Origin of the sequence: Flavobacterium jejuense (genome assembly GCF_006491595.2) — a bacterium.
In the GTDB taxonomy this organism is placed as follows: domain Bacteria; phylum Bacteroidota; class Bacteroidia; order Flavobacteriales; family Flavobacteriaceae; genus Flavobacterium; species Flavobacterium jejuense.
The window spans coordinates 1-15030 of record NZ_VEVQ02000025.1 but is presented as its reverse complement, the minus strand read 5'-3'; the positions used below and the strand labels follow the sequence as shown (position 1 = coordinate 15030).

The 15030-nt window shown below is 32.6% G+C and carries 10 protein-coding genes; 6 read left to right on the top strand and 4 right to left on the bottom strand.

All coding sequences use genetic code 11. The annotated features are described in order from the left end of the window. Positions 1 to 165: 165 nt before the first annotated feature. Positions 166 to 915, bottom strand: coding sequence for a hypothetical protein (locus tag FIA58_RS20750; protein ID WP_140964616.1), 750 nt, complete (start codon positions 913 to 915; stop codon positions 166 to 168). Positions 916 to 1404: 489 nt separating this feature from the next. Between FIA58_RS20750 and FIA58_RS20745 the strand changes: the two genes are divergently transcribed. From FIA58_RS20745 to FIA58_RS20735, 3 genes are read left to right on the top strand one after another with little or no spacing between them, the layout of a single operon-like run. Beyond that, positions 1405 to 2076 carry a hypothetical protein gene (locus FIA58_RS20745; RefSeq protein ID WP_140964615.1) on the top strand — a complete coding sequence of 224 codons (672 nt, stop codon included), beginning with the start codon at positions 1405 to 1407 and terminating at the stop codon, positions 2074 to 2076. Positions 2077 to 2101: 25 nt separating this feature from the next. Beyond that, entirely contained in the window at positions 2102 to 2530 is a 429-nt protein-coding gene (locus FIA58_RS20740; protein ID WP_140964614.1) for an OsmC family protein, read from the top strand. Continuing rightward, the gene (locus tag FIA58_RS20735) at positions 2527 to 2859 is read left to right on the top strand and encodes a HopJ type III effector protein (RefSeq protein WP_140964613.1); all 333 of its coding nucleotides are present in this window, start codon (positions 2527 to 2529) and stop codon (positions 2857 to 2859) included. The genes FIA58_RS20740 and FIA58_RS20735 overlap by 4 nt, the downstream gene beginning before the upstream one ends. 122 nt (positions 2860 to 2981) lie before the next feature. On the opposite strand, the gene FIA58_RS20730 is transcribed toward FIA58_RS20735, so the two are convergent. Both FIA58_RS20730 and ade read right to left on the bottom strand, forming a co-directional pair. Beyond that, positions 2982 to 3389, bottom strand: a complete 408-nt coding sequence (locus FIA58_RS20730; RefSeq protein ID WP_140964612.1) for a hypothetical protein — start codon at positions 3387 to 3389, stop codon at positions 2982 to 2984. A gap of 305 nt (positions 3390 to 3694) precedes the next feature. After that, entirely contained in the window at positions 3695 to 5317 is a 1623-nt protein-coding gene (ade, locus tag FIA58_RS20725) for an adenine deaminase (protein WP_140964611.1), read from the bottom strand. Between the two features lie 154 nt (positions 5318 to 5471). Here ade and recJ point away from each other — a divergent pair, with 154 nt between their 5' ends. Together recJ and FIA58_RS20715 are read left to right on the top strand one after the other, a co-directional pair. After that, positions 5472 to 7172, top strand: a complete 1701-nt coding sequence (recJ, locus tag FIA58_RS20720; protein WP_140964610.1) for a single-stranded-DNA-specific exonuclease RecJ — start codon at positions 5472 to 5474, stop codon at positions 7170 to 7172. Next, the gene (locus FIA58_RS20715) at positions 7165 to 8433 is read left to right on the top strand and encodes an MFS transporter (protein ID WP_140964609.1); all 1269 of its coding nucleotides are present in this window, start codon (positions 7165 to 7167) and stop codon (positions 8431 to 8433) included. The genes recJ and FIA58_RS20715 overlap by 8 nt, the downstream gene beginning before the upstream one ends. Here the strand turns inward: FIA58_RS20715 and FIA58_RS20710 are convergent. Continuing rightward, on the bottom strand, positions 8430 to 9182 hold the full coding sequence (locus FIA58_RS20710; RefSeq protein ID WP_140964608.1) for a UDP-2,3-diacylglucosamine diphosphatase: 753 nt from the start codon (positions 9180 to 9182) through the stop codon (positions 8430 to 8432). The genes FIA58_RS20715 and FIA58_RS20710 overlap by 4 nt on opposite strands. A gap of 173 nt (positions 9183 to 9355) precedes the next feature. On the opposite strand from FIA58_RS20710, the gene FIA58_RS20705 reads away from it, so the two are divergent. Further along, positions 9356 to 15030: fibronectin type III domain-containing protein (locus FIA58_RS20705; RefSeq protein WP_140964607.1), on the top strand; the 5675-nt coding region annotated here is incomplete at its 3' end.

The following is a 15030-nucleotide window of genomic DNA, read 5'->3' as shown; positions in this document are numbered from 1 at the left end:
GTTAAAAGGCTTTTATTTTTTTCTGCAACAAAAATAGAACCAAGTTCTTTTAGATTTATATTTTTTTCAACTTTAACTATATTTATATAAAAACTGTAGTTTGTGTTAAAGAAACTCCTTGTCATTTTGTAATAACAAGGAGTAAGAAACACAAATTAAAAAGACTTAGAGCACCTCAAGAATACTAAGCATATTATACATCTCATTCTTCAAAGAATACTGCACACCATTCAACTCCTGATAAAAAGAAACCTGCAACAAAAACAATTGCACACCACTTCCAGTAGGCACACTACTAGGTGTCAAAACACTAGAGTTAGCAGTATAATTAATCGGCAAGTTTACCACTGGGCTATACGCAATTCCAGAATCTTCCGTCTCAAAATCAAGATGCAAAACCATGCTTTGCATACTAAAATGGGTTGCACCTTGAGGAAACTGCAACTGCTCAGCAGGTACAAAATCCGTAAAAGAAACAGCACCCGTTGTAGTGTCTAGTGCAAAAGGAGTAAACAGTACACTTTGTAACGGAGCATTAAAATTAAAGTCAAAGCCCTTTAAAGTTTGCTTCCCTTGTGCAGTAGCAAGACCAATACCTACTTTGCGTTGCCCTCTCAAAGAAGTAATGTCCAAGTTCTTAATCCTAGACATTAACTGCAACATACGGCTAGACAACTTACTGTCTTTTGCCTTAAATACAATAGAACCCAAAGCTGTGCGAAGTAGTTTTCCAGCAGCAGCGCTATGACTAAATTCTGCTCCATTCTCTCGGGTTCTAATAAAATTAGGATCAGTTAGAATACGTTCCCTAGAAACACCACCTTTTCTTCTAACATAATTTTCCCCATCTTTCTTGTAGAAGGTTAAGTCCTCAACCGTACCTTCAATTTTTAAAAGTCCTTTAACTTTTGCCATTTTAAATATTTATTTATTGTTATAGGACAAAAGTAATAATTATTAGAAAATAATCAAACAAAAAAGAAGAAAAAAATCTAATATTTTTTAAAATAAAAGACAACTTCTTGTAAATCAACAAATAAAAATGTGTCCTTCACTAACAAAGAATCGTTACTCCCAGTTCTCTTCTAGCTAAAGCCTTATCAAAGGTTAATCAAAGGTTAGTATAGTGGGAACAAATAGCAAGAAAGCAGAAAATAATCTTATAATAAAAATAAATTGCACCTTAACTCAACATATATTACAACAACCAATAGTCTATCAATCTGTAACAATTAATCACCAACAATCAATCTAAAAGTCTAACAATCTCATAATCTAACAATCAAAGGATAGCATAAGGGAAACAAAATATTTTAGCATTTTATTCAAACCATTTATTTAAATTTGGCAATCAGAACAAAAAAAGTTATAAGTACCTTACATACACAAACAAAGACAAAGACAATGGAAAAAATGCAAGAAAAACTACAAGCTCATTTGCCTCTTTTAAAAGAAGCAACGAAACTATCTGCTACATCAACTTATAAAGTGGTAAAAACAATAATTGTTTTTGGTCTGTTCAGCTTAATTTTTTTAATCATTGGCTTGATTTATTTATTCAAAGGAGAACTAGTGACGTTTAGGGTGGTTCTAGTGATTCTAATCCTAGTATTAGGAATAGGTGCAACATGCTTTGCAGCAACAAAAAAATACCAACAAGTACTCATTGAAGCAGGAAAAATATACTTCGATAAATTAGACGTCTTTAAAACAAAATTAGCAGAAAACTTAATTGATAAATTAGAAAGCGGAGCCAATACAAAAGTAGGAACTAGAGTAAATCAAATTGTAAATGTTCCACAAATTATAAATAACTCCTATGAAAAAGTGCCAAAGATAATAACAAAAGCAATTACCTATTTAATTGCAAAAGTACCTTTAATAGAATACATAGATAGTATTAATAAAGAATTTATTTCCCAAGGTAAAGAAGAAAAAGTAAACTATTTAGTAGCTAAAACAAATAATTTTTTTAACGAAAACATTTTTTCAGTAAACAATACTAAAACCATACGTATTGTGTTTTGGGTAATGACATTTATACAAATCATGCTAATTTATTTTTTAAACGAATAACTATCAACTTTTAATTCCTCTACTCATGACAACACATACAATCACCACAACTTGGAAAGGAAAAATGCAATTTGAATCCACTAATCCTAGTGGAGAAACCTTCTTAATCAACGCTACACCAGAACACGGTGGAGAAGGAGCAGGGCTGAGACCAAAAGCACTGATGCTTTCCGCTTTAGCAGGTTGCTCGGGTTTAGATGTAGCTTCTTTAATTGAGAAAATGAAACTAGAGGTAGCAGATTTTAAAATTGAAACTATTGGGAATCTAACAGAAGAACATCCAAAAGTATATCACAGTGTTATACTAGAATATCATTTTTATGGTGCTAATTTAAATGAAGTTAAGTTACGAAGAGCAGTCGATTTATCCGTGGAAAAATACTGTGGAGTTATGGAAATGTTTAGGAAATTTGCAAACATCGAAGTGAAGATTTTATTTCATAAAATAGAATGACAATTTTAGCACTTATAAATAAAGTAAAACAATCAGAAAGTATTGTTTTTTCTGAGGTAATCGAAACTATTGATGCTAATTATACTTTTGTACCAACTTATTTCAAAAATGGTGAAGTTGTAAATGAAGCAAACGAGAATAATGGTTCTTGCAAAGTGTTTTCATTTGCAAAAATGCATAATTTAAATGCAAAAGAGACTGTTTTTCTTTTTGGAGAACATTATCAAAAAGTAGTAGAAACTCCAAATGAAAAGGATCATCAAAACATAAGAAACTTTCTTAAATTTGGTTGGGAAGGAGTCGTTTTTGAAAAGGAAGCGCTTTTGTAATAAGTTATAAGTGTTGTATTTTTCAATAAAAAGTAAGATTAAAATTTTTTACTAGAATCGTTTTCTTACTTTCCAATAATACAATAATACAATATCCGAAAGCTTTCGGGTTGAAATTGTAGTTATTCAAGTACTTTGATTATTTGGCTACAGGCTATATTATAAATAAATAGCACATCAATAATAGTATTATTTTTTGTAACATATACTCTTTCTTTAGTAATAATTTTATTTACAATTTTTGGAGTATTATTTAAACTAATTTCTGAAAAATCAGAATGTATTAATTCATTAGATTGTATATAATAATCATCAATGTTAATTGATTCTATTTGTCCATTAAAATGTAATTTATAAATTTTTAAATCATCTTGATATAAAGTGCCAAAATTATTATCTAAACAGATAAAATTAGTTCGATTACTCACCTCATTGTTTCGTTCAGATAGATAATTTAATAAACTTCTATCAACATATTGATCAATTAAGATTAAATCATATATAGTTCCTTTCTTTTTTAAAAAGCGCATGAGGTGTTCATGATTTTTGCTTTTCCTTTTTACTTTCTTTAAATTTATTTTATATTCTCTCTCAAAAGGAATAAAAATGAAATTTTTATACTCAAAATTAAAGTTTAAACTATCAACGTAACTTAGCTTACTACTTTGAATCAAAAAAGTAGTATTAAAAAAGTTTTTATTTTGACAATAGCCAATACTTGTGAAAGTAAAAAACAAAAAACCAATTATTTTCATTGGATGCAACCACATTTTTTTATCGTTAAACTAGTTAATACTGAAAACTAAGAACAGACAACCGAAAACAGACAACAAAATCATTCCACTTCCAAATCCACAAAAGAAAAACTATTGCCACTAAACAAACCTTTGTCAGATAATTTCAAATCAGGAATTACTAGTAAAGCCATGAAAGAAAGTGTCATAAATGGAGCGTGTAAAGTGCTTCCGTATTCTTTCGCTTTAGCATCTATTACTTCGTATAATTTTCCAGTTTCCCAGCCATCTTTTGCACTCATAATTCCAGCAACAGGTAAAGATAAAACATGTTTCTCAGTACCATTTACAGCACAAACACCACCTTTGTTTTCAATAAGAACATTCACCGCATTGCAAATTGCTTCATCAGAAGTTCCAACCACCACTATGTTATGACAATCATGTGCTACCGAACTAGCAATTGCTCCTTTTTTCAAACCAAAATTCTTGATAAAAGCAATCGCTGGTTTGGTGTTTTTATAACGATTCACAACAGCCATTTTTAAAATGTCATTTTGGACATCAGAAACTAATTTTCCATCATTAATTAATGATTTATGATGAATTTCATTAGTAATCAATTGACCTTCTAAAGCTTCAATCACTCTTATTTTTTTAGCTGCACTTTCTACCTCAAAATCGGCAATAGACTTATTGGTAATATTAAAATTATTCGGAGTTTCAAAAGTAATGTGTTTTACATGGGATTGACCATTTTCGGCTACTAATTCACCATTTATATACGTTTGGGTAACCTTAAAATCAGTAAGGTTTTCTACAACTATAAAATCAGCAGCATCGTTTTCTTTTAGCAAACCTACATTCATATTGTAATGATGCACTGGGTTTACACAAGCCACTTGTAACACTTTGAACAAATCCATTCCTTTCGCAATCGCTCTTGCGCATAAAGCATTAATGTGACTAATAACCAAATCATCAGGATGCTTGTCATCCGAACAAAACATAATATTCTCATAATTATCAGGTAATAAATCAATTAAAGCTTCAAAGTTTTTAGCTGCACTTCCTTCTCGAATAATTACTTTCATGCCAAGAGCTAATTTTTCTTTCGCTTCTTCGTAAGTAAAACATTCATGATCGGTAGTTATGCCTGCTCCAATATATTTTTGTAGCGGTTCGCTTCTTAAACCAGGAGCATGACCATCAACAGGTTTTTTAAAATGTTTCGCCCATTCTATTTTTTTCAAAACTTCTGCATCATCAAATAAAACACCTGGGTAGTTCATCATTTCTGCTAAGTAATGAATATCTGGAGAAGCTAACAATTCTTTAATTCCTTCCGAATCAATTATGGCTCCAGCTGTTTCGAATGTTGTAGCAGGAACGCAAGAAGGTGCTCCAAAATGAAATTTCAAAGGTACTTGCTTACTATTCTCAATCATATAGTAAACTCCATCTTTCCCTAAAACATTAGCAATTTCATGAGGGTCAGAAATCGTTGCGACCGTTCCATGTAAAACAGCAATTTTGGCAAATTCAGAAGGTACTAACATCGAACTTTCAATATGAATATGTGCATCTATAAAACCAGGTAAAATATAAGGTTTTACATCATGTTCTTTTTCTATTATCGATTTTATCTTTCCGTTTTCAACCGTAATTTCTCCTGAATAAATACGTTTGTTTTGAATATCTACAATTTGTCCTTGAATTTGCATGCCTTTATTTTAAAGTAATAGTGTCAAAAATAGCCAAATTTTATTTGGTACTAAAATAAGCTTACATCAATTTTAATACTAAATTTGTATTTCAATTATATAAGCCGAAAAGTGAATTCTAATTTCAGAATTCTAACTTCTAAATTTTTAAACTATGCGTTGGAATTTAAAAACAAAGCCAGAAAAACAAAAAGTACAAGCCTTACAAAATGCCCTTCAAGTAGATGAAATAATTGCTGCTTTATTAGTTCAAAGAGGTATTGAAACTTTTGAACAAGCCAAATCTTTTTTTCGTCCCACTTTACAAGATATTCACGATCCCTATTTGATGAAAGATATGGATAAAGCCGTGAATCGGATTGAAAAAGCCATTTCGAATAACGAAAATATTCTTGTTTTTGGAGATTATGATGTGGATGGAACAACTGCAGTTTCATTGGTCTCAAGTTACTTAAAAACATTTTATTCCAATGTAGCCACTTATATACCAGACCGTTATTTAGAAGGATATGGAGTCTCTTTCAAAGGTATTGATTTTGCAGAAGACAACGGATTTTCATTAATCATTGCTTTGGATTGTGGAATTAAATCTATTGATCATGTGGTTTATGCCAAAGAAAAAAATATCGATTTCATTATTTGCGATCACCACAGACCTGGAGATAATTTACCTGAAGCAATTGCGGTTCTAGACCCAAAAAGGAATGATTGTATTTATCCTTATGATGAGTTATGTGGTTGTGGAGTTGGTTTTAAATTAATTCAGGCTTTGGGTCAAAATAGAAATCAAACGGTTGAAGATTTAGTACCTTATTTAGACTTGGTTGCTACGGCCATTGCTGCAGATATAGTTCCTATGACAGGAGAAAATCGAGTGTTGGCAAAATTTGGATTAGAAGTAATTAATTCCAATCCGAGACCAGGTATAAAGGCCTTGGTACAAAATATAAAAAAGAAAGTATTAACCATAACCGATGTTGTTTTTATTGTGGCTCCAAGGATTAATGCTGCAGGTCGAATAAAACACGGTGATTATGCAGTGCAATTATTAACCGAATTCAATTTAGAACAAGCAGAATCCTTTGCTAAAGAAATTGAAGAAAACAATACAGAGCGAAGAGGTTTAGATAAACAAATTACAAAAGAGGCTTTGCTACAAATTGAAGAAAACGAGGAAGAATCTCGATTTACAACTGTAGTTTATGATGAAAATTGGCACAAAGGAGTGATTGGTATCGTAGCTTCTCGATTAACAGAAACTTATTACAGACCAACCTTAGTTTTTACCAAAAGCGGAGAGAAATTAGCAGCTTCAGCCCGTTCTGTTCAGGATTTCGATGTATATAATGCTTTGGAAGCTTGTTCAGAACATTTGGAGCAATTTGGAGGACACATGTATGCGGCTGGAATGACCTTGAAAGAAGAAAATTACACAACATTCAAAAATGCTTTTGAAAAAGTAGTACAAGAAACCATTCCTCCAGATTTATTAATTCCTGAGATTAGTATTGATGCCGAGATTAATTTTTCGGATATTAATCCAAAGTTGGTGCGCATTTTAAAAGAATTTGAACCTTTTGGACCACAAAATATGCATCCTGTATTCATGACTAAAAATGTTATTGATACAGGTTATGCTAAAACTTTAGGAAGTGAAGGAGAGCATTTGAAATTATTTGTGAAACAAAATGACAGCGAAGGCATTGGAGCTATTGGTTTTGGTCAAGGAAAACATTTACCTTTGGTTCAAAATAAAAATCCGTTTCAAATGGCTTATGTTTTGGATGAAAATGAATGGAATAATCAAGTGAGTTTGCAATTAAATGTTAGAGCAATAAAAGAGAATAATGGCTAAAAAAGATCCATACGCAGCATTACGTTTTAAAGAGTTTCGTTTTTTCTTATTCATGCGTTTTGCAATGGTTTTTGCATGGGCAATGCAATTTGTAATTATCGAATGGGAAGTATATAGTATTACAAAAGACCCTTTGTCGCTAGGTTTTATAGGTTTAATGGAAATTATTCCAGCAGTTTGTATGGCTTTATTTGCGGGTCACATTGTGGATCAAAACGAAAAGAAGTCTTTATTAGTTAAATGTCTTTTAGGCTTTTCTGTAATTAGTTTAGGGTTGTTTTTAATAACCGTGCCTAGTATACAAGAGTCACTTTCACTTTCTAATGTATTGCTGATTGTTTATATTCTCGTGTTCCTTGGAGGTTTTGTTCGCGCTTTTATTGGGCCAACTGTTTTTTCTTTATTGTCTTTAATTGTTCCCAAGAAATATTATCCTAATGCAGCAACTTGGAGTAGTTCTACATGGCAGATGGGTTCTGTGTTTGGTCCAGCTGTTGCAGGAATTTCAATTGGACTCATGGGAGTGCATTGGTCAATGTGCTTGGTTTTTGGGTTCACAATTTTGGCTTTAATGGGTTTAAGTCAGATTGAAAGAAAACCAATTCTCAATCCAAAAATTGGAGAACCTATTTTTCAGAGTTTGAAAGAAGGAGTGCGTTTTGTGTTTAAAAATCAAACCATTTTAGGAGCAATTTCGTTAGATATGTTTGCTGTTTTGTTTGGTGGAGCTGTTGCCTTACTTCCTATTTTTGCCCAAGATATTTTAAAAGTAGGTTCAGAAGGATTTGGAATTTTAAGAGCAGCACCTGCTGTTGGCTCAATTCTAACCATGTTATTAGCTGCATATTTTTCTCTTAATAAAAATGCGGGTAAAAAATTATTGATAGCTATTTTTATTTTTGGAGGAAGTATCATTCTTTTTGGATTATCTGAAATTTTTTGGATTTCAGTTTTAGCCTTATTTTTGAGTGGAGTGGCGGATGGTGTTTCCGTAGTGATTCGAAATACCATTTTACAATTACACACACCAGATCATATGAGAGGAAGAGTTTCTTCTGTAAATTCCATATTTGTTGGTTCCTCCAATGAATTAGGTGCTTTCGAAAGTGGTGTTACTGCTAAATTAATGGGAGCAGTAAAAGCTGTTATTTTTGGTGGTTGTATGACTATTGGAACTGTTTTAGTAACCGCTTATGTCTCTCCAAAATTTAGAAATTTAGATTTAGAAAAAGAAGTGGAAGATTTAGAAAAAGAAGATTAATTTTTGTATTCTTTTAATACGAATGTTTCTCCGTCAAAAACACCATAGGTAAAATATCCAATCCAATCTCCTAAATTTACATATTTTGAAGTTTTAGATACATCAATAATCATCGGTAAATGACGATGACCAAAAATAAAATAATCATAATTTTTAGTTTCCAATTTACGTTTGGCATATTGTACCAGCCACTCATTTTCTTCTCCTAAAAACTTAACATCTTCTGTTCCAGAGATCAATTTGTTTTTAACAGATAGATATTGTGCTAGCTTTACTCCAATATCAGGATGCAACCACCTAAAGAGCCATTTTGAAAAAGGATTAGTAAATACCTTTTTCATTCTTTTATAGCCTTTGTCACCAGGGCCTTTTCCATCTCCATGACCAATTAGAAAAGTTTTACCATTAAAAGCAAATTCTTGATTGTCATGATAAACAGGAATGTTTAATTCTTTTTGAAAATAGTCATGCATCCATAGATCGTGATTGCCTACAAAGAAGTAAATAGGAATTCCAGAATCTCTTATTTCAGCTAGTTTGCCTAAAACTCTTACAAATCCTTTAGGAACAACAGTTTTATATTCAAACCAAAAATCAAATAAATCACCAAGAAGAAATATAGCTTGAGCATCTTTTTTTATTTCATCTAACCAACTAACGAATTTTTGTTCTCTTGGAAAGCTTTTTTCTTGATTAGGAGCTCCAAAATGCTGATCAGATGCGAAGTAAATTTTTAATTGGTTTTCCAATTTGTATGTTTTTTTTGTATAGTGCAAAAATAGTTAAAAAAACGATGAGATTCCTAATATTTGAATTATGTATTTCAACGATGAAAACATACATTTCGTCGATAGATATTTATTAGCATTAATTTATTGTTAACTTTGGGAAATTAATCAAATTTTAACTTAAATATTATAGAATGAAAAAATTACTACTTTTTTTCATGTTATTATTCTCATTACTCGGGTTTAGTCAATTCGAGGGTTTTGAAGGAGCCTTTCCACCTACTGGATGGGCTGTTTTTGATAATGGCATTGGAACTGCGCAAACTTGGCAAGCTGCTCCTCCGGGACAACAGTATACTGGAAACGGAGCCGCGTATTTAAATAGAGAAAACGTCCTTGATGGGTCATTAGCTGCTGATTGGCTAGTAACCAATCAAGTAACAATTCCTACTGATGGTCAAGTTCGTTTTTATACAAAATTAACACAAGCTGGTATACAAGGTAGTACATTTTCGGTAAGAATGAATAACACTACTGCAAATCAGACTACTGAGGCAGATTTTTTTGTTGTTCCTGGTGCTTCATGGAATGAATCTACATTAATGAATGGGACTACAGCAGCTGAACAAATTACTTATATTCAAAAGGTAGTAGATTTATCAGTATATGCGGGAGAAACTGTTTTTTTAGCATTTGTAATGGAGAACGACAACGGTGACAGATGGTTTATAGACAATGTAAATGTTACATCCAAGTGTTTAGATATTACAACTCAAACAGTTTCTAATGTATCAGATGTTTCAGTATCTTTAGGTTGGGATAATCCTTCTGGTGCATCGCAATGGGATATTCAGTATGGACCACCTGGTTTTGCAATAGATGATGCAAACTCCATTTCAATAAATGGAGTTACAACTAACCCATATGATTTAACTTCATTAACTCCTGCAACAACTTATGAGTTTTATGTAAGAGCAAATTGTGGGAATGATAATTTTAGTGAATGGTTTGGTCCATTTGCATTTACAACAGGAATTTGTGCAGTGTCAGATCAATGTGAGTTCACTTTTAGTATGACAGATTCTTATGGAGATGGATGGAATGGAGCCACGATGCAAGTAAATCAATTAGGGGTTACTTTAGCAACAATTGGCCCAACATTTACTACAGGATCTGGTCCAATTGATGTTGTCGTTTCATTATGTAGTAACCAACCTTTTGAGCTTTTTTGGAGCAATGGTGGAAGTTATCCAGCTGAAGTTGGAATTTCCATAATCGACCCATTAAATGTTACAATATTTAACATGCCGAATCAGAATGAAGCATTGGCTGGGACGGTTCTTTATAATGCACCAGCTGCTTGTACACCACCTACATGCCCACAACCATCTAATATACTATTTTCCTCTTTAGGTACCACTTCAGGGACAGTTTCTTGGTCTGATAATACATCAGGGAATGCTTCTCAATGGGAAGTTATAATTCAACCAGTTGGTACTGGTTATCCACCTCTAGGTACAACACCAACAGCAACAGTATCTACAACAAGCTATAATTTTTCAGGATTAAGTTCTGCTACAGAATATGAAGTTTATGTGAGAGCTATTTGTGGCGGGCCAGATCCAAGTTTTTGGAATGGTCCTGAGAATTTTTCTACAGTGCCTGATTATTGTGCTGGAGATCACTTTTATGATTCTGGAGGAGTAGGTGATATTTATTCTGCAAATGAGAATATAACAACAACAATTTGTCCAGATAATTCTGGGAATGTAGTAGTTGCTTTTTTTAATTCATTTAATTTAGATACAAGTGATTTTTTAACGGTTTATAATGGAAGCTCAACAGCATCTCCTGTTTTAGGTACTTTTACGGGAAATACACTTCCTCCTATATTAGTCTCAACAGCATTAGATGGATGTTTGACTTTTAATTTTACATCTGATGGTTTTACAAACTTAGCAGGTTGGGATGCAACCATTCAATGTATAAGTCCACCAACATGTCCAAATCCTAATGGATTAGTTGTAAGTTCAATTTCAGATACAGGTGCAACTTTTGAATGGAATGAAGCAGGAACAGCAACTTCATGGGAAGTAATCATACAACCAGCAGGGACAGGATACCCAACTGGAGCAGGAACAATAGTAACAACTAATCCTTATATTGCGACAGGATTGAACCCAGACACAAGTTATGAATTTTATGTAAGAGCTATTTGTGGTCCTGGGGATTCAAGTTTTTGGTCTGGTCCATTACCTTTTAGTACTCTTTTTGCTGGTTGTGGAGGTTCTGATCCAGCTGGAAATGCCTGTCCTGAAGCGCCACCAGTATGTAATTTAGATGGTTATTGTGGAAATACTTCAGGATCTTATTCTGTTAATACATGGCCGGAACTTACTACAGCATTTTGTGGTTCTATTGAAAATAACTCATTTTTAAGTTTCCAAGCAACATCAACAACAATATCTTTTGATGTAAATGTTGGTAACTGTACTAATGGATCAGGAATTCAATTTTTTATATTTTCTGCAGCAACATGTGGAAGTGGTCCTGTTAACTCAATAAATTGTTATTCTCCAATGGATCCAGGAGTTAATGCATTAAGTTTTACAGGTCTTACAATTGGACAAACCTATTTCTTGATGATTGATGGTTATGCAGGAGCAATTTGCGATTATTCTGTAACTGTAACTTCTGGCGGATCTACAAGTACTGATGTTGAAATAACTCAAAGCAATACAACTATTTGTATTGATGAGACTTTAAGTATAGATGTTTCTGGAGGAAATGGAATTTATAATTGGTCTCCAGGAAGTGGTTTAGACACAACAACTGGTAATACAGTTACGTTTACACCTTCTGCACCAGGAACATATATAATACAAGTTGAATCTACTGATACAAATGCTCTTTGTGCAACTGCAGATTTTATTGAAATAACAGTCTTAGAAAAAACTATTCCTTCGTTTACTGTTCCAGGACCATTTTGTTTAGGTGATCCATCAGTAACACTATCAGATACTTCTAATAATGGAGTACAAGGAGTTTGGACTCCATCTGCAACAATAGATACTTCTATTTCTGGTATTACACAATATACATTTACCCCTGATGCTTCTTTTCAATGTGCAGAAGTTGTTGTAATCGATGTGGAAGTTACTGCATCTTGTACTTTTAATTCATACGCTACTGCTGTATTTATTGAAAGTTGTGAGACAACTCCAGGTGGAGATTTTTATAACGTTACAGGTTCTGGAGCTACTAGTATAGGTCCATTAACTAATGTTTTTCCTAATAATGATTTTGGAACATTTGTCCAAAACTCTGGAAACTTAGTGCTTAGAGGAGCACAATTGAAATCTTTCAAGACGAGTGCATCTAATGTTTGTGGTGCTACTCTTTATTATAGAGTATATGAGAGTGGTGCAGCAACTTTGCCAGGGTTTACTCCAATGTCATTATCTCTTTATGATGACTGTGTGGTAAACACTTTTCCAACAGGAGGTACCTGTAATCCAGGTGATCAAAAATGGCAAGATTTAACAGCAAATATTCCTTTAGCTACAAATAATCCAGGAGATTATATTGTAGAAGTGTATTTTGAATTAATAGGTGATAATGATGACCCTTCACAATGTGACGATACGATTTTTGTTAATAACGGAGGAAATAATTTTAAAGCTACATTTTCAATACAAAGTACACCTACATTTACTTCTCAAAATGAAGAGTGTGGAAGTTCAAATGCCTTTATAACAGTTTCTGGATTTAATCCTGGAGATGTATATAGTGTAACTTATGATGATGATACTGTAACAGTTGGACCAACGGATTATACAGCAAACTCTACTGGGGAAATAATAATTTCAGGATTGAATGCTGGAACTTATGATAATTTTAATTTTGAAATTAATGGTTGTGTTATTACAGAAATAACACCAATAGTAATTACTAATTTTTCTCCATCTGTAACTCAAATAACCAATAATTCGGATATTTGTTTTGGATCTGATGCAGTTTTTACAGTAACTGGTACACCTAACTATTCTTTAGGGTATAGTATTAATGGAGGGTCTCCTCTAACGATAGTTTTTGATAGTTCTGGAATAGCAATTATTACAGTAGTAAATCCGGCAGTAGGAAATGTTAACTTATCTTTACTTAGTATTTCTAATTCGGCATGTAATATAGTGTTAACAGATACTGATACAGTAATTGTTAATCCGTTACCTCAAGTTACTAGTTTTGATCCAGTTAATAGTATAGTTTGTTTAGGTAGTGATTCAGAATTTGTTATAAATGGTACTCCTAATGCAACTGTTACTTATAGTGTTGATGGAGGAGCTAGTCAAACGGTAACACTAGATGGTTCTGGAACTTATACTATTTTAATTCCTACTTCTAACACTCCAAATCAAGCGCAAAACATTGAAATTAATTTGATAGATATTATAAATTCATCAACATTATGTTCAAATAATTTGTCAGGAGTAACTGCTAATGTAACAGTTGTTTCGGTTCCAATTGCAACAATCGATGCGGATCCACAACCTATTAGCCCTATAGATCCAGCAAACCCGATAGCAAGATTTTGTGTTGACGAAGGAGAAGGAGTAACTATTGATATTGCTTCCCCATTAGTTAATCAATTGAATTATCCTTCTGATATATTTATTTCTGAAGTTACAGATTCTCAATCAGGATCATTAACTTATATTGAAATTTATAATGGTACTGGTGCCACAGTAGATTTAAGTAATTATAAAATAAGACTTTATAATGGAGGTGGATATCCTACTTTTCCTCCTACAAGTGAATATGTTTTATCTGGAATGTTAAATAATGACGATGTAGTAGTTATTAAAATTGGATCTTCTGCAAATATTGTAGGTGTAGTTCCAGATTTATCATTTGCAGGATTTAATATCAATAACAATGATAATATAAGGTTGACTAATCTGTCAAATGTTGACATTGATGTTTGGGGTTATTCAGATGGAAGTACCCTTCCTTATGGTATAGGCTATGATTATAGAAGAAATGAGTCTGGTACAATATTGCCTTCTACTGTATGGGATCCAGCAGATTGGACTGCAACAGATTGGAATCTAACAACTTTTGATTATTCAGATGTTGGTAGTTATACGTTATTTTTAGCTGATTATGATTTCCAATTATCAATATTAGATGTCAATAGTTTGCCAAATGAGGTTTATCTTCCAGTAGAAACTATTTCATTACCAAATGTTACTTTTACTAATCCATTAGAAGCAGGAAATTATACATTAGTTACTTATGATAAAGTGGTACAATGTTATTCACTTCCTTTGAAAATAGTTGTTAAGGAAAAAGCTGCGTTTAATCTTGGCGAAATGGAAGTATGTATGGGGGCAGCTGTTGATTTGCCTGAAGTGGAAGTTCCTGTAACTGATGAGTATGGACAGGTAGTTTTAGATGGATCTGGAAATCCAGTGATGATTGAAGTTGATGGTACGTGGTCGCCTTCACAAGTTTCTACTTCATCTGTTGGAACATTAGTTTACACTTTTATTCCTAATACTAATAATGGAAGTTGTTATGGTACGGGAGAGTTTAGTGTTACAACAATAAGTTGTGCTATACAAAAAGGGATATCACCAAATAATGATGGGAAAAATGACTCTTTTGATTTGTCAGGGTTTAATGTAAATAAGCTAGAAATTTTTAATAGATACGGTAGAGAAGTTTATACAAAATCTAATTATGAAGATGAATGGTTTGGTCAAACCAATAATGGAGATGAGTTACCAGATGGTACTTACTATTATGTAATAGAATTTGCTGATATGGATTCTAAAACAGGTTGGATTTATATAAACAGACAACAATA